Here is a 24,765-nt window from a genome sequence, read left to right as displayed (position 1 = left end):
CAAACAAAAATAATATAACAAATTCGCGTATAAGGTTGTAAATAAACAAATTAGAGGCGGTTATTTTTTTCTTTTTATAATTTTTAAAGTGAAATTTCTCTTTTTTCATATAAATTAAAGTGAAATTTAAGTATTTTAAAAGAAATAAAAATAAATCTGTAATTTTGCTTTAAACAAAAAATCACACACAACTTAAAAACTTATGGACACTAATACAGTTTTCGCGCAATCGATTTCGTTAAAAGAGTTAGGAATTGAAAATGCAAAAGTTCGTTATCAACTATCTGCAGATGAATTACATGCGATTACTTTGCAGTCAGGTCAAGGTGTTGAAAATTCTACTGGAGCGTTAGCAATTAATACAGGTGAATTTACAGGCCGTTCTCCACAAGATCGTTTTATCGTAAAAGATGATATTACAAAAGATCAAGTTTGGTGGGGAAATGTAAATATCCCATTTGAGCCCCAAGCTTTTGAAAAGCTTTATAATAAGGTAACAGCATTTTTATCAGACAAAGAAGTTTTTGTTCGCGATTCTTATGTTTGTTCTGATCCAAATTATAGATTGAATGTACGTGTTGTAACAGAAACTGCTTGGTCAAACTTGTTTTGCTACAATATGTTCTTAAGACCAGAAGATTCAGAACTGGCTAATTTTACTCCAGAATGGACAGTAGTTTGTGCTCCAAGTTTTATGGCAGATCCTGCTGTAGACGGAACGCGCCAGTCTAATTTTGCTATTTTAGATTTTACTAAAAAAATTGCTTTAATTGGTGGAACAGGTTATACAGGAGAAATGAAGAAAGGAATTTTCTCTGCATTAAACTTTATTCTTCCAGTTTTCAAAAATACACTTCCAATGCACTGTAGCGCCAATGTTGGTGAGGCAGGAGATACAGCAATCTTCTTCGGATTGTCTGGTACAGGAAAAACAACTTTATCTGCAGATCCAGAGCGTAAATTAATCGGTGACGATGAGCATGGATGGACAAACGAAAACACTGTTTTCAATTTTGAAGGCGGATGTTATGCAAAAGTGATTAATTTAACAGAAGAAAATGAACCAGACATTTTTAGAGCGATCAAAAAAGGAGCGCTTTTAGAAAATGTGGTTTTCAAAGCAGGAACAAACGTAGTTGATTTTGACGATGTTTCTATTACTCAAAATACACGTGTAAGTTACCCAATTACACATATTGATAATGTACAGCCAGGTTTGGTTGGACACAATCCTAAAAATATATTTTTCTTAACGGCTGATTCTTTCGGAATTCTGCCTCCAATCTCAAGATTGACTCCAGGTCAGGCAGCGTACCACTTTATTTCTGGCTATACAGCAAAAGTTGCTGGAACAGAAGCGGGTGTAACAGAGCCACAACCTAATTTCTCTGCTTGTTTTGGAGCACCATTTATGCCTTTGCACCCAACGCGTTATGCTGAAATGTTGAGCAAAAAAATGAAAGATGCGGGCGTAAAAGTTTGGTTAATCAATACAGGATGGACTGGTGGTGCTTACGGAACAGGAAGCCGTATGAAGCTTAAATATACTCGTGCTATGATTACTGCTGCATTAAAAGGAGAATTAAACGATGTAGCGTTTAAAAATCATGAAGTATTTGGAATTGAAATTCCTCAAGATTGTCCAAATGTTCCAGTGGAAATTTTAAATCCTAGAAACACTTGGGAAGACAAAGATTTATACGATAAAAAAGCGTTGGAATTAGCACATAAATTCAAAGCTAATTTCGCCAAATTTGAAGAGTTTGCAAATGCTGAAATCTTAGCAGGTGCACCGATTACAGAATAAAAGGAATTATTTAATTCAAAAATAAAAAAGCTGTTCAGAAATGAACAGCTTTTTTTAGTTGGTTTCCAATCGCAGTAAAAAAAATAGACACTGAACACGGGACTGCGACTGAAAACCTTGAAACTTTTATTTTTTAGCTTCGTTTATGCGTTTTTGAATTAAATCCCAAGTATAATAGTGGAAAGTCATTCCGTTGCTCATTGCTACAAAAAGTCCGTTTTTGAATTTTGGCCCTAGATTTACACTTGTAGCATCTGCACCATCGCATTCAATTGTAGAAGTTGGAACTTCAGCCAATAACGGATGATTGTTTGGATTTCCGTTGGCGCCTTCTCTAGGATAAACCATGAAAGAATTTGCCTGTTGGTTAGATACTAAAATATATCCTGTAGAATCTGTTTTTTTGTAAATCGCGATTCCTTCGTGGTCTGCTTTGAAATCTTTCTGACCAAAGAAAGCCAATTCTTTATTATCGTTTAAAGCCGGATCTGCCTTGTATTTTCTAATTCCAGCCTGTTCATCGCAATAGTACACGAAACCTAATTCGTTATCTACAGCTATAGCTTCGATTTCTTTTTTACCGCTATACGTTCCGAATTTACGAACCACTTTTGCAGCAGCAAATTTTCCGTTTCCAGAAAGTTCATATTGCCATAAATAACTTCCAGAAGGGCCTGTTTTTCTTCCTACAATAGCAAAAATCTTCCCATCGCTTGGGCGAGTGTATAATGAAACTCCCATTGGATCGCGTTGCGTTTCTCCTTCAAAAACGGGAATTCCGCCGTTATCAATTGGCTCTAAATCAGGTAAACTAAAAATTCTGATTTTGTTTTCTTCACGTTCAGTTGTTACGGCAACATCAACTTTTTTTCCGTCAATAATTAATCCGTAAGCGATATCAACGTTGTTCGGACGTTTTAGCGGAATTGATTTTTTAAGGATTTTTCCATTCAAATCAAAAGCATACAAACCTCCGTCTGTGTCTTTATCTGTTCCAACAATAATACTCTTTGAAGCATCAGTTGGATTGATCCAAATTGAAGGATCATCTGTATCATGAGGTAGTGCTTCTGTAACAATTGTTGGTTTTACAGCATTTGGCTGAACTGGCGCTAATTTATCGTTTTTGCAAGCTGTAAAAGCCAAGCTTAAAAGTAAAAAAGCAACTAAAGATTTATTTTTCATTTGTATAGTATATTTTAATGCAATTAGACAGAGCATTAAACTCTGTCTAATTTAAGAATTTTATAAAAGTGCAGAATTACAAGTCTAATTTCAATCCGAAATTGTAACGTGGCTGGTAGTATTCTGCTTGTTTTGTATGAGCCGCAACTCCTTGGTAGTAACGTAACGGCTGGTTTGTTAAGTTATTTGCTTCTGCAAAAAAGCGAAGTTTTGGAGTAATCTTATAAGCTGCATTTGCATCTAAGAAAAACTGCTTATCATAGTAACTGTCTTTGTAAGACTCAGAACCTAATTCATCTAAATAATCAGAAGTAAAGTTGGTTGAGATTCTAGCAGAGAAACGCTTGTTTTCCCAAGATAAAGATCCGTTAAACATGTGAGGCGTTGTTCCAGGAAGACTAATGTCGTTTCTTTCATTTCCATCTTCATCAGCAATTCCGCTTGCTTTAGATTTTGTGTAGGTATAGTTTAAATAGATACCAAAACCTTTTAAGAACTTACCAGGCAAGAAATCTAACTGACGCTGAAAAGCAACTTCAAATCCGTAAACGTCAACATTTTCTCCGTTTCTTGATTGTAAGAATGACCAGTTTTCTCCCGCTGGAATTGGATTTGCCTGATTTGGAAAATCGGCTGCGAATTTTTCAGCAGTATATTGGTTGTCACTATAGTTGTAAATGAAATCATTTAATCTTTTGTAGAAAACACCTCCAGAAATTAAACCAACAGATTTGAAATAGTTCTCTGCCATAAAATCATAGTTGTATGAGTATGTAGCATTAAGATCTGGATTTCCAGCTGTAATTTCTTTATCGGCAGCAATGTTATTTACATAAGGTGCTAATGCGTAGTAGTTTGGTCTTGCTAATGCTGTTGTAGCAGCAGCTCTTAAAACTAGATCTTTTGTTGCGTTGTATTGTAATGAAATACTTGGCAATAAATTAGTGTAAGAGTTGGTATTGTTGATTTTGCTTTCTAATTCTTCCTCATCCAATACACGGTTTCCTGTATAATCGATATGCGTATTTTCGACACGGAAACCTAAAACCATAGAAAGTTTATCGTTAAAATCCTGATCCCATCTTACATAAGCGGCAGTAATTCTTTCTTTAGCATTATAGTTTACAGCTAAATATTCTGCTGGATCTGCTTCTTTTTCGAATAGAGAAGCATTGTTCAAATCTAAACTTCCTAAGAAAGAAGCCGAAGCGAAAGTTCCTGGTACATATTTGCTTCCTGGATTAAAATCTTTCCCGTCATAATAACTTGTTGGAACTTGCGATAATAATTCCATATCGTCGTTTAGCGGAGTGTAAGAATAGAACATATTGTTTCTTTCTTTTTCTTTTAAACGAAGTCTAAGACCAGTTCTCAATCTTCCTTTTTCTCCAGCAATTACAGAGAAAGGGAAACGGATATTTACTTTAGCACCAAACTCGCTTTCGCTAGTTTCGTCTGTGTTTTCGGTAACAGAATCAAATTTAAATTCGTCAACAGATTCTCCAACAGTTGTCATTAACGGGAATCTGATATCAGATAGATCTTCAAACATTTCTAAACCTTTCTGACGGTATTCGATATAACGCTCACCCGGACGGTATTCTCTTGCTTTTGCATAGTTAGCAGACCAGTCTAAATCTAAAGTTGAGTTGATTAAGTGCTCTCCGCGAATAGAATAGTTTTGTACTCTTTGGTCTTCTAATCTTCTGTTTTTATTTCTATTGTTGTCTAAACCACCTTTTGTTTGGCGTTTTACACGACCTTCAAAACCAACAATTTCTTCACCATTATAAAGCGGTTCGATATCATCGTAAGTAGTTCTGAAACGGTTTTCTCTGTCATCTCTCCAGTTGTAGATGGCATTTGCAAAAATGGTATTGTTGTCGTTGAATTTATAATCTAAAGCAACAGAAGCACTACGACGGATACGTTGTACATCATATTTTCTAATTTCAGATGCTTGTAAGTACTCATTTCCAAAATCATCTTTTACCCATTCGTTTTCGATGTTATCAGAACCGTAATCCACATTATTGTATGATCCGCTAAAAACTACTCCTAATTTATCGTTTGCAAAACGGTTACCATAAACTAAACCAGCAGTGTAAGAAGCGTGATCGCGAATTGGTAAATATCCTCCAGCTAGAGTTGCAGAAATTCTTTCTCCGTTTGGAGTTGCTCTTGTAATTAAGTTTACAGAACCTCCAATTGCGTCAGCATCCATATCTGATGTAAGCGTTTTGTTTACTTCGATTGTAGAAATCATATCAGACGGAATTAAGTCCATTTGTACGTTTCTGTTATCTCCTTCTGCAGATGGAATACGGTCTCCATTTAAAGTTACAGAGTTCAAAGAAGGAGCTAAACCTCTAATAATAATGTTACGCGCTTCACCTTGGTCATTTTGCATGGTAATACCAGGAACACGTTTTAAAGCGTCTCCCACGTTAGCATCTGGGAAACGACCCATTTGATCAGAAGAGATTACGTTTCCGATATTTTTATTGTTTTTTTGTTGGTTCAGCGCTTTTGCCTGACCTTTTAAGATGTCTCCAACAACAACTTCTTTCAATTCATTTTCAGAAGCTTTAAGAGCAAAGTCAATTACATTGTTTTTTCCTTGCTCTACTTTTATTTCTTGCGTTAAAGTAGCATATCCAATATATTTTACTTCAACTTTGTAAGTTCCTTCGTTAATATTTAATAACTCGAAACGACCGTTATAATCAGAAACGGTGTATTTTTTCTCGCCTACAATTTGAACCATAGCTCCAGGAAGAGGCAGTTTGTCATCAGCATCCAGTATCTTTCCAGAGATAATGGCCTTCTGTGCAAAACCTGTAAAGGCGAATAAAAAGAATGCGGTTAATAGATAAAATTTTTTCATTGTGTGTGTTTAGTTTGATTTTCGATTGCGAAACTAAGGCCTGCGTATTACTAAAGCCTTGAAAAAAAATTAACATAGTGTTATGATTCTTGGCTAACATTAGAAATAGATTAATGTTAAAATAACATTTAATAAAAAAAGGAATTTTATAGAGTCAAGTAAAAACAAATCAACTATTTACCTGAGAATTAAATTTTTGGCGTTAAATTTGCCGTATCAATCACAATCAAAAATCATCAATCATGTTAAAACAATTTTTCATCCTATGTTCAGGAGCCGACCGTGATCTCCTGAAAGACTGCTCAGAAGGCGAACAAACCAAATATGTTGGTATTGGCGCCACAGTATTCTTTACAGCAGTAATGGCTTTTCTAGCCAGTGCTTATGCGCTTTTTACTGTTTTCGATTCTATTTATCCTGCTTTAATTTTCGGATTTGTTTGGAGTTTACTGATCTTCAATTTAGACCGATTTATCGTTTCTACTATTAAAAAAAGAGATCGTTTCTTAGACGAATTTCTGCAGGCAACTCCGCGTATTGCTTTGGCTATTATTATTGCTATTGTAATTTCGAAACCTTTGGAGATTAAAATTTTCGAAAAAGAAATCAATACCGTTTTGTTGAAAGAGAAAAACGAAATGGAATTGGCCAACAAAAAACAAATCGGAACGTATTTCAAAACAGACTTAGATAAAAATAAAGCTGAAATTACGGCATTAAAAGCAGATATTGTAAAGAAAGAAAAAGAAGTAAACGATTTGTATTCGGTTTATATTACTGAAGCAGAAGGAACTGCAGGAACTAAAAAACTAGGAAAAGGCCCAGTTTATAAAGAGAAACGCGAAAAACACGATGCTGCTCTAAAAGAATTCGAAACGCTGAAAAAGACCAACGAAGCTAAAATTGCCGAAAAAGAAAAAGCAGGCGTACAGCTTCAAGCCGATTTAGACAAAAAGGTTTCGCAAACACAGCCCATCATTGAAGGTTTCGACGGATTAATGGCGCGAATCAATGCATTGAACAAACTGCCTTGGCTGCCGTCATTTTTTATTATGCTTTTGTTTCTGGCAATTGAAACATCTCCAATTATTGCTAAATTATTAGCTCCAAAAGGAGAATTCGATTTCAAGCAAGAAGAAGCCGAAACGGCAATGAAAGCGACTTTGACGCAAAACAAATACCAGCGCGAATTATTAGTTAAAACAAGCGCCGAAATGCATGATAAAGTCTACGCTGATATTGCAGAAGATAAAGGTTTGTTTGATCTGCAGCGAAAAAATGCAAAAGAGTTGCTAGAACTGCAATCGCATAAATTTGTAGAAAAACAGAAGGCTACGCTTTAGTCTTAAAGTCGAAAGTCGAAAGTCTCAAAGTCAATTGCAGATTTAAAAAGAACAAGCCAGAAATAGAAATTCTATTTCTGGCTTTTATTATTTAGACAAAGTCAAAAACTTTAAGACTTTCGACTTTTGACTTTTGACTTTAAGACTAACCTACATGTAGCTTAATATCTCTTTTTTGTAAGCGTCATATTCTCCTTGCATGATTAAACCATTGTCAAGAAGTTTTTTGTAATTCTGTAATTTATCAAAAAGCTCTTCTTTAGATAAATCGCTTAATTTGCGTTCTCCTGTTGGTTGAGCTGGCTGAGTTGGAAGCGGTTCGTAAGTTTCTGTAACAGCAGGAGCAGCTGGTAAAATTTCAGCAAAGCTTGTTACTTCTTCTGTTTCTACTTCTTCAATTTCTTCCTCTGCTTCTTCTTCAAAAACAGGTTCAGCAGTTTCTTGAATTGGAGTTGCCGTTTGAACAGGATTTTTTAATAAATCCAATTGTTCTTTAGCGTAAGTATAAATTTTTCTAGCCTGAATTTTTGGAATATAATCAATAGAAACGGCTAAATCTGTTTTGGTGCCAAATGAAAATTCAGAACCTAAAATGTTTTCTTTTACAAAAGTACTTGCAATATCATCCCACGTATAATCTGTAAAATCCATAGAAAGGCCTAGATTTTTAGGCTTGCAGATAATGATACGTTTATTTGTTAATACAATACTATCAGGAAAAACAGTGATTGCAGGTTTTTTTTGCACTGCGATGTATCCAACTTCTTCGCCTTTCATCAATAAATCTGTGAGTTTCGAAGTGATTTTTTCAATCGCTTTTGGATCTTGTTCTTCGTTTAGAAATTTTTTAAATTGTTCTTTCATGATGCTATAAAATGCTAATTTGCAAACTGATTCGGGTTGTTAAGTTTTGATCTCACCCTGCAAATGTAATGCCTAATTTTTTAATTAGATAATTTCGTTCTGAATTTTCTTTGTCAAACTTTTGAAAACCAATTCATACGAATGATCTATCAATTCTTTGACGAATCTGTCTGGAAGATTTCCGTTTAAAGCAATCGTATTCCAATGTATTTTGCTCATATGATAACCTGGCTGAATTTCGTCATATTCGGCTCTGAGTTCTTGTGCTCGATCTGGATCGCATTTTAAATTGACAGACGGTTCGTTTTTTTCCCATTGTGATAAAGAAGATAAAGCAAACATTTTTCCGCCCACTTTAAAAACCAGCGTATCTTCATCAAAAGGAAAGTGCTCGCTTACTCCTTTTTTCGACAAACAATATTCGTAAAACGTTTCTAAATTCATAATTGCTTATTTACCAATTTCACCTAAATGTGTGTATTTAAAACCTTTTTCATATTTCAGTCCGTAACCAAAAATGCGATCCAATGCTGAATGTGAAAATAATATAATTCCAGCTAACTGAATACTCTCAATGTTTAAATAACATCCTAAAGCATAAATTAAAAGCGCAATTCCTTTATGATGAAATAAATTATAAGCAAATGCACCTGCTTTATTTCCAAAAACATAACCAATCATCGATAAATCTGGAGTCAAAATTAAAGCCAAAAACCACCACCATTCGTAGTTTAAACGGTTAAAAAGGAAAATTCCGAGAATAAATAATGCGACTTCTTCTAGTTTTAAGACTGTTTTCATTTTACTATTTTTTCCATCATCTTTTCAGGATGATTCAGTTTTGTAAATCCGAATTTTTCATATAAAAAGTGGGCATCGGTTGTGGCTAATCGCCAGATTTTAACTTCTTGCAATTGAGGTTCATTCATCATCGCTTCAATTAAAATCGATGAATAACCTTTTCCACGATGTGCTTCATCAATAAAAACATCCATTAAATAAGCAAAAACCACATAATCGGTTATAACGCGTGCAAAACCAATTTGCTTGTCATCTAAATAAATCCCAAAACAAACCGAAGCGTCAATTGTGCGTTGCACTTCTTCTATAGTTCTTCCTGCTGCCCAATAAATATCTTTCAGGAAGTTTTGTATAAACGGAACGTCGAGTTTAGTTTTGTCAGTTGAAACACTAATCATTTTAATTTTAGATTTTAGAGTTCAGATTTTAGATTTTTTTGCCACAGATTAAAAAGATTCACACAGATTTAATCATTTTAATCCTTTAATCTGTGGCAAAAAATTAATTCGTGAAAATTCGTGTAATTGCTTCGCCTGTTCGCTATCGCTCGGGTTGTGGCAAATTTTTAAATTTTATATAAAATTGGTTTTGATGGACTTGCATCATTTTCAAACGAAGCGATTTGAAGATTTAGTATATAATTTCCATCTTCAATTTCGTCTGAAACGTAAATCATTTCGGTAATTGTAGCATTAAATCTTGTGTCTGGATTTACATTATGCGTGTCTTTTACGTTCCAAAATGCTTTATGAGCTAATAATTTTCCTTCATCATGTTCTTTGTCAACACTTGGCAAATCGATCAATAAATGCTGAATTTCGCTTTCGCGGATGAAAATTGCAGCTTCTTCAGACAAATATGGTGGATTTGTATTTGAATATTTTCTCGATTTCTTTTCCTTTTGATTTGGAAGTGTTCTGACAATCAAAGCTTCATTTGTAACGCTGAACGAAGTCGAAGCGCTTAAAGCTTTTCGAACCTGTTCTTTAGTAATCACAAAATCATCCCCAATCTTTTCAGGTTCAACCGTAATCAATTTCGCCATAAAGAAAAACTGTTTCAACGATTGATTAATGCTATAAAAATCATTCGTAATATGTCCCAAACACTCCGTGTGCGTTCCATGCCCATGCGGATTGAAGAAAATATTATTGAAATTAGTAGATGATTTTCCTTCTGAAACTTTCCCAATCCAGTCGCCAAAAACTACTGGTTCAATGACTGGTTTTTCAATATACCAAGCAATCGGATTTTCATCTGTATTGGTTAAAGGAATAGAAATATCAATGGGTTTTGATAAGTCGATTTCGAAGTTGTTGATTTTTGCTAACACAAATTTGGATTTTACGCCGCAAAGACGCTAAGTCACAAAGTTTAATAAATTTGAGTCTTTGTGCCTTCGTGGCTAATTTTATTCTTCCAAATTTAAATAAAACAGATCACTTGCAATTCCATCCGTTAAAAATTTTCCTTTCAGAGTTGGTTTTAAAATGTTGTTTTCGATCGATAGCAAATTGTCGTTTAAGAACTTTTGAGATTGTTCCAGTAAATAATTTAAATATTCTGATCCGAATTCCTTTTCAATTCTCTCTAAAGAAACGCCCCAAATCGTTCGTAATCCGGTCATAACATATTCATTATAACGATCTGAAATAGTCAGGATTTCTGTTTCTATTGGAAGTTCGTCGTTTTGAATTGCTTTTAAATACAATGAATTATTCGCAATATTCCAGCCTCTTTTTTCACCATCATAACTATGTGCCGAAGGGCCAATTCCGATATATTTTTTCCCCAGCCAATAAGCCGAATTGTTTTTGGAGAAATAATTCTCTTTCCCGAAATTGGATAATTCGTAATGAATAAAACCATTTTTTTGAAGCATTTCAACCAAAATCGCAAAATGATTAGACGCCACTTCGTCTTGAGGTTCAGCCACTTTTCCGGTTTGAATTAATTTGCTCAAAGCTGTTTTTGGCTCAACCGTCAAAGCATAGCTAGAAATATGTGGAATGCCGAAATCTAAAGCAGTCTGAATATTCTGTTTCCACATTTCGTCACTCATTCCTGGAATTCCGTAAATTAAATCCAGGGAAATATTGTCAAAATATTTGGTCGCTTCTTCAAGACATTTTTTGGCTTCCGCCGAATTATGAGCGCGATTCATCATTTTCAAATCTTCTTCGTAAAAAGACTGAATTCCGATGCTTAAACGATTTATAGGACTTTTAGACAATTCTAAAATTCTTTCGGCAGATAAATCATCAGGATTGGCTTCAAGCGTAATTTCAGGATTTTCTACAACTTTATAGTTTTTATAAACTTCAGAAAGTAAAAAATTTATTTCGTCATTCGATAAAACTGAAGGAGTTCCTCCACCAAAGTAAATAGTTTCAATTTCACCATCACTTTCGGTTTTGCGCATAGCAATTTCTTTAGCCAAAGCCAAAACCATATCGTCTTTCTTTTTCATCGAAGTAGAAAAATGAAAGTCGCAGTAATGGCAAGCCTGCTTGCAGAATGGTATGTGAATATAAATGCCGCTCATTTTTAATTAGATAATTAGAGAATGTGTCAATTAGATAATTTATGGTTGTCTATAGAATTATCTAATTATCAAATTGGCACATTGACTCATTTCTTAACTCGATCCTCGTTTTGTTTCACAAAAGCATCCCAACCGGAATAGCTTTTTCCAGCCACAACTTTTCCTGAATTAAAATGATGACAAACCGCAGCTGCCAAACCGTCTGTTGAATCGAGATTTTTTGGTAATTCTTTTAGACCCAAAAGCTGTTGCAGCATTTTGGCAACTTGTTCTTTGCTGGCATTTCCGTTTCCAGTAATCGCCATTTTTATCTTTTTAGGTTCGTATTCTGTAATCGGAATTCCTCGCGAAAGTCCTGCTGCCATTGCAACACCTTGCGCGCGTCCTAGTTTCAGCATCGATTGCACGTTTTTGCCAAAGAAAGGAGCCTCAATTGCAATTTCGTCTGGACAATGCGTTTCAATTAATTCGATGGTTCGTTCAAAAATGATTCTTAGTTTTTGGTAATGATTGTCGTATTTGGACAATTGCAATTCGTTTAATTGCAGAAATTCCATTTTTTTATTGATTACTTTAATCAATCCAAAACCCATAATTGTGGTTCCAGGGTCAATACCTAATATGATGCGTTCTTGTGTCATTCTTAGTTGGTTACACAAAGTTTCGCCAAGTTAGCACAGAGATTCACAAAGTTTTTATTTTCTCCGTGCATCTTTGTGATTTCTTCGTGAATCTTTGTGAAATAGCTTTACTTTTGCGGCATGATTTCAATTCCTCACAAAGCTAAGCAATTCCTAGTTCTTCTGGCCAAACTTTTAATTGTTGGCGGCGCATTTTATTTTATTTATAATCAGCTGGCTAACAATGACAAATTGGACTGGCAGAAGTTTATTGTTTTGTTCAAGAAAAACCAATCGGTTTTAGGGATTTCGTTTATTCTGCTTTTGAGTGTTTTGAATCGTTATTTTGAGATTTTAAAGTGGCAGAATTTGGTACAAGTTATTCATAAAATCTCTGTCTATGAAGCTACAAAACAAGTTTTAGCTGCTTTAACCGCTGGAATTTTTACGCCAAACGGAGTAGGAGAGTATGCTGGAAAAGCTTTGTATTACCCAAAATCTGAAGCTAAAAGAGTTGTTTTCTTAAACTTAATCTGCAACGGAATCCAGATGATTTTAACCATCATTTTTGGGATCTTCGGACTGTTGTATTTTAATGCTGAATTTAATGTAATTACAACTAAAACGGTTATGATTCTTTTTGGCGGATTTGCACTAATTTTAATTCTATTATTCTCCATTAAAAAGATAAAAGTAAAAGGTTATTCAATCGAAAAACTGATTCATAAAATCAACGAAATTCCAAAATCTGTTCATCAGAAAAATATTTTTTTAGGAATCTGCCGTTATTTGGTTTTTTCGCATCAATATTACTTTTTGTTTTTAGGTTTTGACGTCGATTTGCCTTATTTAACTTTAATGGCAGCCATTACATCGGTTTACTTTTTAGCTTCTTCATTGCCAACATTTCAGTTTTTGGATTTTGCGGTAAAAGGAAGTGTTGCGATATATTTCTTCGGAATTTTGGGTGTAAACGAATGGATTGTAATTTTTATCAGCACTTTAATGTGGTTCTTGAACGTCGTTTTACCAGTTGTTTTAGGAAGTTATTTTGTGCTGAATTTTAAAACCAAAACAATAGAATGATTTTCGGATTGTTCACAATATTAACCATTTATATTTTTAGCATTTCTTTGCTGATTAATGGTTTTTTCAAAGTGCATCAATATTACAAAACAGATTTAAAACCACAGACGAGTTTTACTATTATAGTTCCGTTTCGGAATGAAGAAGAAAATCTGCCAAATCTTTTAAACAGCATTTCGAACTTAAATTATCCGACAGATTTATTTGAAGTGATTTTGGTTGATGACGCTTCAATTGAAAAGTTTCAGGTTTCAAGTTTTAGGTTCCAAGTTTCAATAATTGATAACATTAGAATTTCCAGTTCTCCCAAAAAGGACGCCATTACAACGGCAATGCAGCATGTAAAAACTGATTGGGTTATTACAACCGATGCCGACTGTATTGTTCCTGAAAATTGGTTGTTGACTTTTGATAATTATATTCAGCAGAACAAAGTTGCAATGCTTGCTGGAGCAGTAACTTATCAATGCGAAAACTCATTTTTAGATCATTTCCAGCAATTGGATTTAACCAGTTTGCAAGGTGCTACAATTGGGAGTTTTGGTTTAAAGAAAGGTTTTATGTGTAATGGAGCCAATTTTGCCTACACAAAATCATTGTTTGAAAGCTTAAACGGCTTTGATGGAAACGACAAAATTGCCAGTGGAGATGATGTGTTTTTACTACAGAAAGCAATTGAAAAGTTCCCTGACGAAGTTCATTATTTAAAAGCCAAAGATGCAATTGTGGTTACTAAGCCAACAGAGAATTGGAAAGCTCTTTTTTATCAACGAGTGCGTTGGGCGGCTAAAACTAGTTCATATAGAAGCACTTTTGGTAAACTCTTGGGCTTGATTGTTTTCTTTGGAAATCTGAGTTTTGTTATTGGCTTTTTCTCTGTGATTTTAGGAATTTGGTCTTATGCCATTTTTGTGCTTTTTGCTTTTTCTAAGTTTGCAATCGATTATGTTTTGCTTTTTCTAACGAATCAATTTTTGACAAAAACTAGAATAAAAAGCCTTTTATTGAGTAGTTTGCTGTATCCATTTTTTAGTTCGATAGTGGCTTTGTATAGTTTGGTTGGTTCTTATGAATGGAAAGATCGCCAGTTTAAAAAATAGCTACTTATAAAATTACTTCTCGTCTTTTGCTTTTATGATAACAGGCAGAATAAATTGCGTTTTTACAGGAATTCCACGTTTTATAGCTGGATTTACTTTTGGGAAATCGACTAGACGCGCATGCAAAATGCTGTCTATTTTTATGGTGTCGTAAGCCACAGAATCTTTAGGAAACTGAGGTTCAAATTTCATAGTAGAATTTGGAAAAACGGTTACTTTGACTTCGATTGTGTCCAACTCTGGATACATTATAGACAAAGTATCGATGTTTAGTTTTTCTTGAATAAGACCCGACATGACTTCAAAGAAACACTGCTGGCGAAGTTTTTTGTCGGCAATTTTATCACAGTTAGGAACAGAAGGATATTCGTCTACTTCTTTCCAGTTGATCGATTTTAACTCTTTTTGAAGTAACTCTTTTTCAGAAGGAACCTGCTTCTCAAAATATTGACAAGAATTAAAAAGAATACATATAAAAAAAGGGAAAAACTGCCTCAAAGTTTTAAAATTGGATGATAAAACAAAAATACGATTATTTTTTTTGAGAAGCTTTGTATTCTAAATAATCTTCATATTTTTCGGATAGCCAATTTTCTTTGTTTTTTTCTGCAACTACCTTTTGGTCAGGATATAGTTTGGCAAGTCTGTCCGAAAAAGCTGCTATTTGAACAGTGTAATTATAAAACTCAGTTTTGGTTAAAAAAATATTTGGGTCATTCTTTTTTTTGAAAAACTCAAAGAACAGACTATCAAAGTCTTTCATAGAAAAATTCATTACTTTTTTCTTATTACTGTTGTAAAGACTATCCTGCAAAACTTGATCGTCTGAAGAAAGTTTCTTAGATTGAGCTATTGTATCGTCGTTAATAAAGAATACAAAGAATAAACATAAAAATATTTTTACAAGAGTTCGCATATTATTAAAATTGCTTAAATTGTAAGTGCAAATTTACAAAACTATTATGGATTTACTTTTAGTATTACTCGGATTTATATGTGTAATTGTTGGTGTTTTTGGGAGTTTTCTTCCTGTTTTGCCGGGATTATCAAGCTGTTGGGTAGGATTGTTATTGCTCTATCTGACCAAGGCGGTAGAAAACAATTATTGGGTTCTCGGGATTACTTTTCTTATAATGGTAATTATCACAATTTTAGACTATGTAATTCCATCAAAAGGGACTAAAAAATTTGGCGGAAGTTCTTACGGAGTCTGGGGAACGAATATTGGTTTAATTGTTGGAATTCTTGCGCCAATTCCGTTTGGAGTCATTATTGGACCGTTTGCCGGTGCCTTAATTGGCGAGCTATTATACGATTCTCAAAATCACAAACGCGCTTTGAAAGCGGCTACTGGCTCTGTACTCGGATTCTTAGCTTCGAGTTTTGTTAACTTCTTTTTCTCAGTAATTTATCTAGGTATTTTTCTGACTATCCTTTGGCAAACTAGACACTTGATTTTCTAAATGGTAATTTTGACTTTAAGCTTTTTCTTATATTTTTGATTTTTTGAAAAAAACTCTTAAAATTTTGAATATAATTTTCGTATCTTATAACTACGCCAAGCTTTATATTTACTCATTTCCCTATTTTTTAGGGCTAAATGCTTGAAAATCGACTGTCTAAATTTTTAACTTAATTTTTGGAAATGTTAAAATATTTTATATTTTTATCACGATAATCGATGAAAAGCCTCACTTTATCGGTTATTTTAAATAAGTATAAATAATCATTTTTTTAAGTTATGAGTATGACCCCAAACCTACAAATTGAACTTAGACGCTTTATTTCTTCTAATGTTGTCTCCAAGTTAAACAAGTTTTATTTTGAGAATGATGCACTTTTAATCAAGGGAATAGACGTCTCGATCGGCACAATTTTGATGGGACTCTACAACAAAGCCGAAGAATCTGATTTTTATTCTGAAATTGTTTCTCTTATCCAAGAAGATTCCACTTTTTATCAAGAAGTAGATTTTAATGCAGGCAGAATTTTATCAGTCGACGACTGTTACCGTTTAGAAGGAAATGCATTGCTGAAAGAATTGTTCTCTAACAAGAAAGGGAGAATTTCAGAAATGGTTTCTAACGAAGTTGGAATAAAAAGCGAAACAGCCAGAGAAATACTTAACTTTTCAGCATTACTTGTAATGTCTTACTTGAGATACAATCTTCAATTAATAGAAAGTTTAAAACTCCTTTTAGAAGATCAAAAAAGAGATATTTTAAACAGCATTCCGCCCGGAATCAAAATCATACTAGGTTTTTCAAATTACGAAACAGTAGAAGACAAAAACCAATCTATCGGAAGATCTATTTTTACCCTTTTCGGACATAATTTCTTTAGTTTTTAAAAATAAAAAATCCCATTTTCAATAAGAAAACAGGATTCATTTATGACTTAAATTTGAAAGACGCTTACACGTTTTTCAAATTGATAACTTCTTGATCGGTCAAAAAGCGCCAGTTTCCGCGAGGAAGATTCTTTTTGGTCAATCCAGCAAACGAAACACGGTCAATTCTAAGAACATTATATTCAAAGGATTCAAAAATAGAACGCACCACTTTTACGTTAGCAGTACGCAACTTAAGACCAACTTCACTTTTTGGTTCATTATCAATATAGCTTACTTCTTCGACAAAAACGCGGTGTCCGTCAAGAACTAAACCTTTGCTGATTTTTTCTAAATCTTCAAATTTTAAGTTTTTGTCTAAAGAAACCTGATATATTTTAGACGATTTCTGATTCGGCAATGTAAATTTACGAATCATATCGGTATCGTTAGTAAACAATAACAAACCAGTTGTATTTTTGTCCATTCTTCCGACAGCAGCAATTTTTGCATTTGTAGCACCACGAACAAGTTCTAGAACGTTACGATATTCCTGGCCTTCATCAAAGGCAGTTGTAAAGTTTTTAGGTTTATTCAATAAAATATATTCTTTCTTTTCAGGAGTTAATGTTACACCGTCAAAGTTTACAACATCATTTAGTTTTACCAAATATCCCATTTCAGTAATCACAGTACCGTTCACTTTTACGTTTCCAGACTGAATATAAATGTCGGCGTCACGACGAGAACAAACACCAGAATTAGAGATGTATTTGTTCAGACGAATTTCATCAGAAGCCTTTTGTCTCTTAGCTGGCTGATTTTGTTTTCTAAATTTTTCAGCAGCAGCTTCCTGAGCAGCTTTAACTTCAGGTTTTACTTTTTTAGGCCCTTGCGCGCGCTTAGCCATAGGAGGTTTTGGCTTGTTAGAGTTTGGTCGTGAGCTATTTGGTCTCGATCCGCCTCTTTTATTGTTGCCTTCCTTGTTGTTCATAGAATCATTAATTTGTGCAAAGATAGTTTTTTCCTGCTAATAAATCTTAAGTTCAATGTTCTTAGATTAATAGCGTTTTATTTTAAGATGTTCAGAAGCAATGTAATTGGCTTTTTTGTAATAGATTATTACGCAAAGATTCACAAAGAATTTCACGTAGTTATACAAAAATACTTTGCGAATCTCTATGGAAGAAAAAACTTAGTAATTAGAAATCAATTCGCGACCATGCCATAAGACGCTTGGATTAATCAGAACAATGCAGCAAACGCCAGATACAATCAGGAACTTAAGAACATTATGAAGTTTTAGATATTGTTCTTTAGAATCAGATTTCCATAAATAAATTAGGAAGAAAAGCAAAACTCCAAAACAGACGTAAAAATAAATATCCATATAGCCCACGTCATAAATATTAACCAAAACATAAACAGGTAAAATGGTAGACAAAGTCAAAATTGTTATAATTTGCTTAGAAATTTTTTCTCCGTATAAAACTGGAATTGTTCTATACTCACTTACCAAATCACCTTTCAGATTTTCAAGATCTTTTATCATTTCGCGAATCAACAAAAGCAGAAACAGGAAAACTGCATGTGCCGAAATCACCACAAAATGACTCATGTGATTCTCAATTTCTTCAAACGAAATCTTATTATAGAAATAAAGTAAAATGGCAAAAAAAGGCGTCACAGCAAGCAATGCAGACATTAAATTTCCAATAATTGGATACTTCTTAATTTTATGCGAATAAAACCAAATCATAAAAATATAGCCCGAAAAGAACAAAAAAGCTCTCCATGAAACTATAAAAGCCATGAGAACCGCAAGAAAATTCAAACTGAAATAAACATTCAATTTAGTTTTCTGACTTACCAAACGATCGAGCATTGATTTATTCGGACGATTAATCAGATCTTTCTGGCTATCGTAAAAATTATTGATGATATATCCTGAAGCAATTGTAATAGCGGAAGCAAAAACAATTAAAAACAAATGAAAATCAAGTAAGATATCCAGTGCTCTAATTTCTGGGGCAAGTATAAAAATTGCCGATAAATATTGTGCTAAAACAATAATAGGAATATTGTAACCTCGAACTACAGAGAACAGACTAACAATTTTCATTACTAAAAGTTTTTGTTGCCTGCTTAACATAGATGATATAGTGGGATTGATTTTTAGGGAAGTTAAAGTATATTTTTTGATTCTGAAAACTAGAGCTTGTTTTTTAACAATTCTTCAGATCCATAACCTAATTTTCGAATGCAGGCTAGAGCTTGTTTTTGTGTAATATCGATTTCTGTAATATCTTTTTTATCGACAAAAACCACCGATCCGCTCCACGGATTTGGAGCATCTGGTATAAAGACGGTGAATTTCTCATCACTGACTTGCTCTATTAAAAAAGCAAATTGCAAACCAGCATCTGTAGGAACTAAAATTACTTTTAAATCGTCTTTAGATTCTAAACCCAATATATTTTCATTCATGCTTTTCATAAATGAATAGCCAGGAACAAAACTTAAAATTCCGTCTTCTAGTTTCTGAACTAATTTTTCAGCAGCTGCAGTTTTTGCCAGTACTCCAGCAATAAAACAAATTAGAATTATGATTAATATTCCAACAAGCTCCTGAATTGCAAGACCTAAAACGCTTACTTTTGGTAAAGTACTCACAAGTGGAAGGGTAGTTTTTTGTACAAGACCATATCCTTTTTCCAAAACGATTAATAGTACAACCAGCGGTACTAAAAACAGAATTCCTCCTAAAAAAGTTGCTTTGAGAATCTTTAAAATACTTTTCATAGGCAATAATTTTTTAAGATTAAATGTTTAGGAAACGGTATTCAATAGCAATATATTAAGAGGTTTAACTTTAAAACTGATAAACTACTTCTAATTTATAGTCTTTCAAGGACGCTTTGGCTCTTTCTAAATCTTCCGTAAAACCTAGAATATAACCTCCGCCACCAGAACCGCAAAGTTTTAGGTAATAATCGTTTGTATCAATTCCGTGTTGCCAGATTCCGTGAAATTGTTCTGGAATCATTGGTTTAAAATGATTTAAAACAACTTTAGAAAGCTTTTTAGTATTGGTAAACAAAGATTTCATGTCACCATGTAAAAAGTTTTCTACACAAGCATCGGTATATTTTACAAACTGGTTTTTAAGCATGGCACGGAAACCTTTATCTTTTAAGTTTTCCATAAAAATGCTAACCATTGGAGCAGTTTCGCCCACAATTCCTGAATCTAACAAAAAGACAGCACCTTTTCCGTCAAAACTCTGAGTGGGAATTCCAGTTGCCTCAATGTTATCTTTAGAGTTAATCAAGATCGGAATACTCAAATAGCTGTTTAACGGATCTAAACCAGAGCTTTTTCCGTGGAAAAAGCTTTCCATTTGAGAAAATATATTTTTTAAATGTAATAATTTTTCACGAGTCAGATTCTCCAGAACAGTGATTTTGTTGGTAGCATATTTATCATAAATAGCTGCAACAAGCGCACCGCTACTTCCAACGCCATATCCTTGCGGAATACTAGAATCGAAGTACATTCCAGTTTCAACATCATTTTTTAAAGTTTCTAAATCGAAAGTAACCAATTCTGGTTGCTGAGTATGTAGCACTTCAAGATAAGAAGCAAAACTTCTTAAGCTTCTATTTGATGAAATCGCTTCTTCTGTAGGCTCTTCAGATTTTTTTAAAGCGCCATTGTAAAAGTTATAAGGGATAGAAAGTCCTTTAGAGTCGCGGATAATTCCGTATTCTCCAAAGAGTAATATTTTTGAGTAAAATAGTGGTCCTTTCATAATTGAAAATGGATAATTAACAATTGATAATTATATGTTTTTTGAAGTTTTAATTATGCTTGTAAGCAATCTTAATAACTCAATAATTTTAGGTTTAATATTTTGAAATTCTATATCAGAAAGATATTTTGTTTCATACAGCAAATCTAACCAATATTCTGTTTCATTTGCTTCTTTTAATGAAATTGACAACTTATGGATAAAATCTGCCTTACTTTGAGCATGTTCAGATTCTCTTATGTTTGCACCTATAGATGTTCCTGAACGCACAACTTGTCTGGATAAAACAAATTCTTTTTTTTCAATTAAAACTTTATAAAGATTTACAATGTCAATTGCAAAAGCAAAAGATTTTTCTTTAATAATGTTTTTCTTTTCCATAAAGTTACAAATTATTAATTGACAATTATCAATTATCAATTAATAATGCGCCTTCTCCAATTTTGTCGCAAATGTACTGACCATTCTGACAAAAAACAACTAATTCATCCTGAATAAATTGTAATACTTTTTCGCTAACGTTTTCAGGATAAAGTACATGAACATTTGCTCCAGCATCAAGCGTAAAACATACTGGAATCTTAGTTTCATTTCTGAATTTCCAGATTGCATTTATGATTTGTAATGTATTAGGTTTCATTAAAATAAAATACGGCATCGAAGTCATCATCATGGCATGCAAAGTCAAAGCTTCACTTTCTACAACTTTGATGAATTCGTCTAAGTTTCCACTTTCAAAAATGGCAATCAATTTATCCAAATTTTCGTGTGCTTGTGCAAAACGTCTTTCAGCATACGGATGATTGTGCATTAGATCGTGTCCAACGGTACTCGAAACTTGTTTCTCACCTTTATCAACTAATAAAATGGTATCTTGATAATTCTTGAAATTCTCATGAATCGTATATGGAAATTCAACACCAAATAAATCGGTGCTTCCTTCAATATTTTCCTGATTTCCCCAAACTACCACATTTCCTTTTACGCTACGGCAAGCACTTCCAGAACCTAAACGAGCTAGAAATGAAGCTTTTTGATAGAAATATTCGTCAGTCATTTCAGGATTCAGCTGTTTTTCCAAACTCATAAAATTCATTGCCAAAGCCGCCATTCCAGAAGCCGAAGATGCAATTCCTGAGCTGTGCGGAAAAGTATTCTGCGTATCAATTGTAAAATGATACTCTTTCAAAAACGGCAGATAAACTTCAACTCTTTCTAAAAACTTCTGAATCTTTGGTTTGAAATCTTCTTTTGGTTTTCCTTCAAAAAGTAAATCAAAAGAAAAGTTTTCTTGAGTTTCTTTTTTAGAAAAGACAAGTTTTGTTATTGTTTTGCAGTTATTTAAAGTAAAACTAACTGAAGGATTTGCCGGGATCTGGTTGTCTTTTTTTCCCCAGTATTTCACCAATGCAATGTTGCTGGGAGCGCTCCATTCAAAGTTTCCGTTTTCGATTGTCGAAGTATATGGATTTGGTATAAAATCGGCTGCTGTAAACATGAAAGTATAAATTTTGGCAAAGATAACTTTTTCATTTTTCCACCATATAAGTTATATAAGAAATTATAAGCGGAATTTGCTAAAATGAACTTACATCACTTATATGGTTTAAACTTTTCTTTTGACTATTTTTGAATTCAAAATTTGATACAATGAATAAGTTCGTAAAAATCGCTATAGCGTTAGTAATTTGTTTAACAGTAGGATATTCTGCCGGAGTAGTTACAAAACCAAGCATTGAAACTTGGTATGTAATGCTGGAAAAACCAGTTTTTAATCCGCCGAACTGGATTTTTATGCCAGTTTGGACTGTGATTTATATTTTAATGGCAATTGCAGCGGCGTTGGTTTGGGATAGAATAAAAGAAAATACAGAAGAGGTTAAAAAAGCATTGCTGTTCTTTATCATTCAATTGATTTTAAACTCAATTTGGTCTTATTTATTTTTTGGATTAAAAAATCCGATGTTGGCTTTAATCGAAATTGTTCTTTTATGGCTAATGATTTATGAAACGTATTTGAAATTCATCAAAATCAATAAAATTTCAGGTTATTTATTAATTCCATATTTGGCTTGGGTTGGATTTGCGACAGTTTTGAATGCTAGTATTTGGTGGTTGAATAAGTAAAATTTAGTTTCAAGTTTCAGGTTTTTCTTTGTTTCAAGTTAAGCTACTTCAGCTTCTTAAACTCTTCATTTTTAGTTAATAGAAAGTCTATCAATTCTAAATCATTTGATTTTTCTAAAAGGGTTTTAGATTTTGAATCGGCATTACAAAAGTTTAAGAAAATTTCTTTTTCTTCGGGTTTTATTTTCAAATTCTCGATAAAAAAATCCGGAGGACAAGTAGAGATGACGAGTTTCTTAAAACGGTCATCACGAGGCTCAATTTTTTTCTTCGGTTTATCAAAAATGGGGTAACTAAAATCTAGTCCATTTTTGATCCTCCCATCATAAACATTCAATTTTGAAGCCACTTCGTCAAATTGTTTACGATTTTTAATCTCCTTTATTTTTTCCTTATTATTGGCGATTTTTTTAATTTCAGCTTTATTAAAAACGGATCTAGAAACCGTAACATTCTCCAATTCTTCAGCTTTTGGAGTCATTTCGACAATGAGATAGTTTTTTTCTAGATCTTTCGCGGTTAATTTCAATCTTGTAAATAAGTAATTATTGGAAAAAAACAATATACTGTCTTGCTCTTTCACTAAAATTGAAAATTCTCCAAATTCATTTGTTCTCGTGCTGGTTTTGGCTGTTTTATTAATGACTTCTACATTTTGAAGTGCATTTTCCCGAGAAATAACCTTTCCGTTAAGTAGTTTTTCTGTCTGCGAAATACTAAGTTGATAAGTAAGAAAAGAAATTGTAGTAAGTAATTTTGCTTTCATTCAATGCTGTTAGTTTTTAATTTCTGAATTCAATTTTTTAAATTCTTCATTTTTAGCATATAGAAAATCCATAACTGTCAATACATTTGGATCTTCCAGAAGTGTTTTAGATTTGGGGTCAGTATCGCAAAAATCAATAAAAAGTTCTTTTTCTTCGGGTTTTAGTTTTAAATTTTTGATGAAAAAAGCGGGAGGGCAATAGGCAAGTATTAACTTCTTAACACGATCGTCGTCAAGTTCATTTTTTTTCTTCGCTTTACCCTTTAAAGGGAATGAAGTTCGAAGACCTTCTCTAATTGAGTTATCGTTAACTCCTGTATTCCAGAATAAATCTTTGGCATTTTTGCTGATTAAAACATCTGCAACGGCATCAGGATCAAGCTTAATTTTATCAAATTCGACTTTCGTTATTACAACTTCATTCAATTCTTCAGGTTTCAAAACCATATTCACAATAATATTGTTTTGATTGATGTTTTCCTGAGAAATTTTCAATCTTGAAAAAAAATAATTTTTCAAGAAAAAAAGCACGCTGTCCTCTGCTTTTACCACAATCGAAAATTCTCCCAATTCATTGGTTCTTGTATTGGTCTTCGCAGTTTTATTAATTACTTCCACTTTGTTAAGTGGCTTATTCTGTGCAAGAACTTTTCCGTTTAATAGTTTTTCTGTTTGAGAAATGCTGAGCTGATAAGTGAAAATAGAAATTGTGGTAAGTAATTTTACTCTCATATAGGATTAATTAGTTGAGAGTAAAATTATTAGAATAGTCTTAATGAAAACTTACGGAATATGTAAATTCTTGTTAATAAAGCCATCACATGTTTTGAACAAATTTTTCCAGTTCTCCATTATTAAATAAAACAGGTCCGTGACCAAAACAAAGTATTTTTGGTTTTAGCGAAGCCAATTTTAGAATCGATTTTCTATTGGTTTCTTTATCAGCGGTAAATAAATGGGGAGGTTCGTGCAAGCCCACTTTTGTTGTCAATAAATTCATATTGGTCATCACATCGCCTACAATTAAAGCACCATCTTTTTCTCTGAAAAAAGAAATATGTCCGGTTGAATGTCCTGGAGTTTCGATAACTATGAATCCGCCAATCTGATCGCCTTCTTTTAATGTTTGAGAAACTGGATGTCCTTTTCCTGCCCAGAAATTCTTCTGAAACTTCGAAATAATATGATTCGGATTTGGATATTCTGTAATTACATTTCCGTTTTCTGCAAATGCTTTTTCAGGTTCGCTGCAAAAAAGAGGAATGTTCAAGGTTTTGCAGATTATTTTACTGCTTCCTTGATGATCGGCATGGGCGTGTGTTAAGGCGTGTTTGGCAATGGATTTGCCTTTTATCGACTTTAATATTTTATTTGAAGAAGTTCTAATTCCAGCGTCAATTAAAACATCCTCGATTAAATAACAATTGATTGCGTTTCTTGGGAACAAAGTAATTTGGTAAACATCTTTGGCAATATTCTTCATCTTTTTTCAAA

27 protein-coding genes are annotated in these 24,765 nt (G+C 33.3%); 7 read left to right on the top strand and 20 right to left on the bottom strand.

Going from position 1 to position 24,765, the window contains the following annotated elements:
* Positions 1-202: 202 nt before the first annotated feature.
* Positions 203-1,807, top strand: a complete 1,605-nt coding sequence (pckA, locus tag AAYQ05_RS20615; RefSeq protein ID WP_278019745.1) for a phosphoenolpyruvate carboxykinase (ATP) — start codon at positions 203-205, stop codon at positions 1,805-1,807.
* Between the two features lie 126 nt (positions 1,808-1,933).
* Here pckA and AAYQ05_RS20610 read toward each other — a convergent pair whose 3' ends face one another.
* Together AAYQ05_RS20610 and AAYQ05_RS20605 are read right to left on the bottom strand one after the other, a co-directional pair.
* Entirely contained in the window at positions 1,934-2,992 is a 1,059-nt protein-coding gene (locus AAYQ05_RS20610) for a phytase (RefSeq protein ID WP_343545153.1), read from the bottom strand.
* Between the two features lie 76 nt (positions 2,993-3,068).
* Positions 3,069-5,879, bottom strand: coding sequence for a TonB-dependent receptor (locus AAYQ05_RS20605; RefSeq protein ID WP_343545152.1), 2,811 nt, complete (start codon positions 5,877-5,879; stop codon positions 3,069-3,071).
* A 242-nt stretch (positions 5,880-6,121) separates the two neighbouring features.
* On the opposite strand from AAYQ05_RS20605, the gene AAYQ05_RS20600 reads away from it, so the two are divergent.
* Positions 6,122-7,222: a DUF4407 domain-containing protein gene (locus tag AAYQ05_RS20600; RefSeq protein ID WP_343545151.1), complete on the top strand. Its 1,101-nt coding sequence runs from the start codon at positions 6,122-6,124 to the stop codon at positions 7,220-7,222.
* 150 nt (positions 7,223-7,372) lie between these two features.
* Here AAYQ05_RS20600 and AAYQ05_RS20595 read toward each other — a convergent pair whose 3' ends face one another.
* The 7 genes from AAYQ05_RS20595 to ruvC form a co-directional block, all read right to left on the bottom strand.
* Entirely contained in the window at positions 7,373-8,086 is a 714-nt protein-coding gene (locus AAYQ05_RS20595; RefSeq protein ID WP_343545149.1) for a PH domain-containing protein, read from the bottom strand.
* 84 nt (positions 8,087-8,170) lie between these two features.
* On the bottom strand, positions 8,171-8,530 hold the full coding sequence (locus AAYQ05_RS20590) for an MmcQ/YjbR family DNA-binding protein (RefSeq protein WP_343545148.1): 360 nt from the start codon (positions 8,528-8,530) through the stop codon (positions 8,171-8,173).
* 6 nt (positions 8,531-8,536) lie between these two features.
* Positions 8,537-8,887 carry a DUF4260 domain-containing protein gene (locus AAYQ05_RS20585; RefSeq protein ID WP_343545147.1) on the bottom strand — a complete coding sequence of 117 codons (351 nt, stop codon included), beginning with the start codon at positions 8,885-8,887 and terminating at the stop codon, positions 8,537-8,539.
* Positions 8,884-9,285: a GNAT family N-acetyltransferase gene (locus tag AAYQ05_RS20580; RefSeq protein ID WP_343545146.1), complete on the bottom strand. Its 402-nt coding sequence runs from the start codon at positions 9,283-9,285 to the stop codon at positions 8,884-8,886. Before AAYQ05_RS20580 ends, AAYQ05_RS20585 begins: the two co-directional genes overlap by 4 nt.
* Positions 9,286-9,452: 167 nt before the next feature.
* On the bottom strand, positions 9,453-10,220 hold the full coding sequence (locus tag AAYQ05_RS20575; protein ID WP_343545145.1) for a cyclase family protein: 768 nt from the start codon (positions 10,218-10,220) through the stop codon (positions 9,453-9,455).
* A 78-nt stretch (positions 10,221-10,298) separates the two neighbouring features.
* Positions 10,299-11,432, bottom strand: a complete 1,134-nt coding sequence (hemW, locus tag AAYQ05_RS20570) for a radical SAM family heme chaperone HemW (RefSeq protein WP_343545144.1) — start codon at positions 11,430-11,432, stop codon at positions 10,299-10,301.
* Between the two features lie 86 nt (positions 11,433-11,518).
* Positions 11,519-12,073 carry a crossover junction endodeoxyribonuclease RuvC gene (ruvC, locus tag AAYQ05_RS20565; RefSeq protein ID WP_111288456.1) on the bottom strand — a complete coding sequence of 185 codons (555 nt, stop codon included), beginning with the start codon at positions 12,071-12,073 and terminating at the stop codon, positions 11,519-11,521.
* Between the two features lie 120 nt (positions 12,074-12,193).
* Between ruvC and AAYQ05_RS20560 the strand changes: the two genes are divergently transcribed.
* Entirely contained in the window at positions 12,194-13,138 is a 945-nt protein-coding gene (locus AAYQ05_RS20560) for a hypothetical protein (RefSeq protein ID WP_343545143.1), read from the top strand.
* Positions 13,135-14,238: a glycosyltransferase family 2 protein gene (locus AAYQ05_RS20555; protein ID WP_343545142.1), complete on the top strand. Its 1,104-nt coding sequence runs from the start codon at positions 13,135-13,137 to the stop codon at positions 14,236-14,238. Before AAYQ05_RS20560 ends, AAYQ05_RS20555 begins: the two co-directional genes overlap by 4 nt.
* A gap of 12 nt (positions 14,239-14,250) precedes the next feature.
* On the opposite strand, the gene AAYQ05_RS20550 is transcribed toward AAYQ05_RS20555, so the two are convergent.
* On the bottom strand, positions 14,251-14,736 hold the full coding sequence (locus tag AAYQ05_RS20550) for a hypothetical protein (protein WP_343545141.1): 486 nt from the start codon (positions 14,734-14,736) through the stop codon (positions 14,251-14,253).
* A gap of 34 nt (positions 14,737-14,770) precedes the next feature.
* Entirely contained in the window at positions 14,771-15,001 is a 231-nt protein-coding gene (locus AAYQ05_RS20545; RefSeq protein WP_343545140.1) for a hypothetical protein, read from the bottom strand.
* Positions 15,002-15,200: 199 nt separating this feature from the next.
* Here AAYQ05_RS20545 and AAYQ05_RS20540 point away from each other — a divergent pair, with 199 nt between their 5' ends.
* Together AAYQ05_RS20540 and AAYQ05_RS20535 are read left to right on the top strand one after the other, a co-directional pair.
* Positions 15,201-15,701, top strand: a complete 501-nt coding sequence (locus tag AAYQ05_RS20540; RefSeq protein WP_343545139.1) for a DUF456 domain-containing protein — start codon at positions 15,201-15,203, stop codon at positions 15,699-15,701.
* 284 nt (positions 15,702-15,985) lie between these two features.
* Complete coding sequence (locus AAYQ05_RS20535; protein ID WP_343545138.1) at positions 15,986-16,588, top strand: DUF937 domain-containing protein; 603 nt, start codon at positions 15,986-15,988, stop codon at positions 16,586-16,588.
* Between the two features lie 64 nt (positions 16,589-16,652).
* Here the strand turns inward: AAYQ05_RS20535 and AAYQ05_RS20530 are convergent, their stop codons facing one another.
* From AAYQ05_RS20530 to AAYQ05_RS20505, 6 genes are all read right to left on the bottom strand, one after another.
* Entirely contained in the window at positions 16,653-17,561 is a 909-nt protein-coding gene (locus AAYQ05_RS20530; RefSeq protein WP_343545137.1) for a pseudouridine synthase, read from the bottom strand.
* Positions 17,562-17,762: 201 nt separating this feature from the next.
* Positions 17,763-18,719: a geranylgeranylglycerol-phosphate geranylgeranyltransferase gene (locus tag AAYQ05_RS20525; RefSeq protein ID WP_343545136.1), complete on the bottom strand. Its 957-nt coding sequence runs from the start codon at positions 18,717-18,719 to the stop codon at positions 17,763-17,765.
* Positions 18,720-18,778: 59 nt separating this feature from the next.
* Entirely contained in the window at positions 18,779-19,369 is a 591-nt protein-coding gene (locus tag AAYQ05_RS20520; protein ID WP_343545135.1) for a DUF502 domain-containing protein, read from the bottom strand.
* 70 nt (positions 19,370-19,439) lie between these two features.
* The gene (locus AAYQ05_RS20515) at positions 19,440-20,378 is read right to left on the bottom strand and encodes a mevalonate kinase family protein (RefSeq protein WP_177211194.1); all 939 of its coding nucleotides are present in this window, start codon (positions 20,376-20,378) and stop codon (positions 19,440-19,442) included.
* Positions 20,379-20,408: 30 nt separating this feature from the next.
* Complete coding sequence (locus AAYQ05_RS20510; RefSeq protein WP_343545134.1) at positions 20,409-20,759, bottom strand: four helix bundle protein; 351 nt, start codon at positions 20,757-20,759, stop codon at positions 20,409-20,411.
* Positions 20,760-20,787: 28 nt separating this feature from the next.
* Entirely contained in the window at positions 20,788-21,876 is a 1,089-nt protein-coding gene (locus tag AAYQ05_RS20505) for a diphosphomevalonate decarboxylase (protein WP_343545133.1), read from the bottom strand.
* A 152-nt stretch (positions 21,877-22,028) separates the two neighbouring features.
* On the opposite strand from AAYQ05_RS20505, the gene AAYQ05_RS20500 reads away from it, so the two are divergent.
* On the top strand, positions 22,029-22,505 hold the full coding sequence (locus AAYQ05_RS20500; protein WP_177211192.1) for a TspO/MBR family protein: 477 nt from the start codon (positions 22,029-22,031) through the stop codon (positions 22,503-22,505).
* Between the two features lie 43 nt (positions 22,506-22,548).
* Here the strand turns inward: AAYQ05_RS20500 and AAYQ05_RS20495 are convergent, their stop codons facing one another.
* The 3 genes from AAYQ05_RS20495 to AAYQ05_RS20485 all read right to left on the bottom strand — a co-directional run bounded on the left by AAYQ05_RS20495 (position 22,549) and on the right by AAYQ05_RS20485 (position 24,754).
* The gene (locus tag AAYQ05_RS20495; protein WP_343545132.1) at positions 22,549-23,271 is read right to left on the bottom strand and encodes a BamP family beta-assembly machinery protein; all 723 of its coding nucleotides are present in this window, start codon (positions 23,269-23,271) and stop codon (positions 22,549-22,551) included.
* A 9-nt stretch (positions 23,272-23,280) separates the two neighbouring features.
* Positions 23,281-24,003, bottom strand: a complete 723-nt coding sequence (locus tag AAYQ05_RS20490) for a BamP family beta-assembly machinery protein (protein ID WP_343545131.1) — start codon at positions 24,001-24,003, stop codon at positions 23,281-23,283.
* An 85-nt stretch (positions 24,004-24,088) separates the two neighbouring features.
* Positions 24,089-24,754, bottom strand: coding sequence for an MBL fold metallo-hydrolase (locus AAYQ05_RS20485; protein ID WP_343545130.1), 666 nt, complete (start codon positions 24,752-24,754; stop codon positions 24,089-24,091).
* Between the last annotated feature and the right edge of the window lie 11 nt (positions 24,755-24,765).

The sequence above is a fragment of the Flavobacterium movens genome, from assembly GCF_039581425.1.
GTDB lineage: Bacteria > Bacteroidota > Bacteroidia > Flavobacteriales > Flavobacteriaceae > Flavobacterium > Flavobacterium luteolum.
This window is presented reverse-complemented; position numbering and strand designations above follow the sequence as displayed.

Excerpts from the sequence above, each read along its gene's own strand:
- pckA (WP_278019745.1), top strand. The coding sequence starts at position 203 with ATGGACACTAATACAGTTTTCGCGCAATCGATTTCGTTAAAAGAGTTA.
- AAYQ05_RS20610 (WP_343545153.1), bottom strand. The coding sequence starts at position 2,992 with ATGAAAAATAAATCTTTAGTTGCTTTTTTACTTTTAAGCTTGGCTTTT.
- AAYQ05_RS20605 (WP_343545152.1), bottom strand. The coding sequence starts at position 5,879 with ATGAAAAAATTTTATCTATTAACCGCATTCTTTTTATTCGCCTTTACA.
- AAYQ05_RS20600 (WP_343545151.1), top strand. The coding sequence starts at position 6,122 with ATGTTAAAACAATTTTTCATCCTATGTTCAGGAGCCGACCGTGATCTC.
- AAYQ05_RS20595 (WP_343545149.1), bottom strand. The coding sequence starts at position 8,086 with ATGAAAGAACAATTTAAAAAATTTCTAAACGAAGAACAAGATCCAAAA.
- AAYQ05_RS20590 (WP_343545148.1), bottom strand. The coding sequence starts at position 8,530 with ATGAATTTAGAAACGTTTTACGAATATTGTTTGTCGAAAAAAGGAGTA.
- AAYQ05_RS20585 (WP_343545147.1), bottom strand. The coding sequence starts at position 8,887 with ATGAAAACAGTCTTAAAACTAGAAGAAGTCGCATTATTTATTCTCGGA.
- AAYQ05_RS20580 (WP_343545146.1), bottom strand. The coding sequence starts at position 9,285 with ATGATTAGTGTTTCAACTGACAAAACTAAACTCGACGTTCCGTTTATA.
- hemW (WP_343545144.1), bottom strand. The coding sequence starts at position 11,432 with ATGAGCGGCATTTATATTCACATACCATTCTGCAAGCAGGCTTGCCAT.
- ruvC (WP_111288456.1), bottom strand. The coding sequence starts at position 12,073 with ATGACACAAGAACGCATCATATTAGGTATTGACCCTGGAACCACAATT.
- AAYQ05_RS20560 (WP_343545143.1), top strand. The coding sequence starts at position 12,194 with ATGATTTCAATTCCTCACAAAGCTAAGCAATTCCTAGTTCTTCTGGCC.
- AAYQ05_RS20555 (WP_343545142.1), top strand. The coding sequence starts at position 13,135 with ATGATTTTCGGATTGTTCACAATATTAACCATTTATATTTTTAGCATT.
- AAYQ05_RS20545 (WP_343545140.1), bottom strand. The coding sequence starts at position 15,001 with ATGAAAGACTTTGATAGTCTGTTCTTTGAGTTTTTCAAAAAAAAGAAT.
- AAYQ05_RS20540 (WP_343545139.1), top strand. The coding sequence starts at position 15,201 with ATGGATTTACTTTTAGTATTACTCGGATTTATATGTGTAATTGTTGGT.
- AAYQ05_RS20535 (WP_343545138.1), top strand. The coding sequence starts at position 15,986 with ATGACCCCAAACCTACAAATTGAACTTAGACGCTTTATTTCTTCTAAT.
- AAYQ05_RS20530 (WP_343545137.1), bottom strand. The coding sequence starts at position 17,561 with ATGAACAACAAGGAAGGCAACAATAAAAGAGGCGGATCGAGACCAAAT.
- AAYQ05_RS20525 (WP_343545136.1), bottom strand. The coding sequence starts at position 18,719 with ATGTTAAGCAGGCAACAAAAACTTTTAGTAATGAAAATTGTTAGTCTG.
- AAYQ05_RS20520 (WP_343545135.1), bottom strand. The coding sequence starts at position 19,369 with ATGAAAAGTATTTTAAAGATTCTCAAAGCAACTTTTTTAGGAGGAATT.
- AAYQ05_RS20515 (WP_177211194.1), bottom strand. The coding sequence starts at position 20,378 with ATGAAAGGACCACTATTTTACTCAAAAATATTACTCTTTGGAGAATAC.
- AAYQ05_RS20510 (WP_343545134.1), bottom strand. The coding sequence starts at position 20,759 with ATGGAAAAGAAAAACATTATTAAAGAAAAATCTTTTGCTTTTGCAATT.
- AAYQ05_RS20505 (WP_343545133.1), bottom strand. The coding sequence starts at position 21,876 with ATGTTTACAGCAGCCGATTTTATACCAAATCCATATACTTCGACAATC.
- AAYQ05_RS20500 (WP_177211192.1), top strand. The coding sequence starts at position 22,029 with ATGAATAAGTTCGTAAAAATCGCTATAGCGTTAGTAATTTGTTTAACA.
- AAYQ05_RS20495 (WP_343545132.1), bottom strand. The coding sequence starts at position 23,271 with ATGAAAGCAAAATTACTTACTACAATTTCTTTTCTTACTTATCAACTT.
- AAYQ05_RS20490 (WP_343545131.1), bottom strand. The coding sequence starts at position 24,003 with ATGAGAGTAAAATTACTTACCACAATTTCTATTTTCACTTATCAGCTC.
- AAYQ05_RS20485 (WP_343545130.1), bottom strand. The coding sequence starts at position 24,754 with ATGAAGAATATTGCCAAAGATGTTTACCAAATTACTTTGTTCCCAAGA.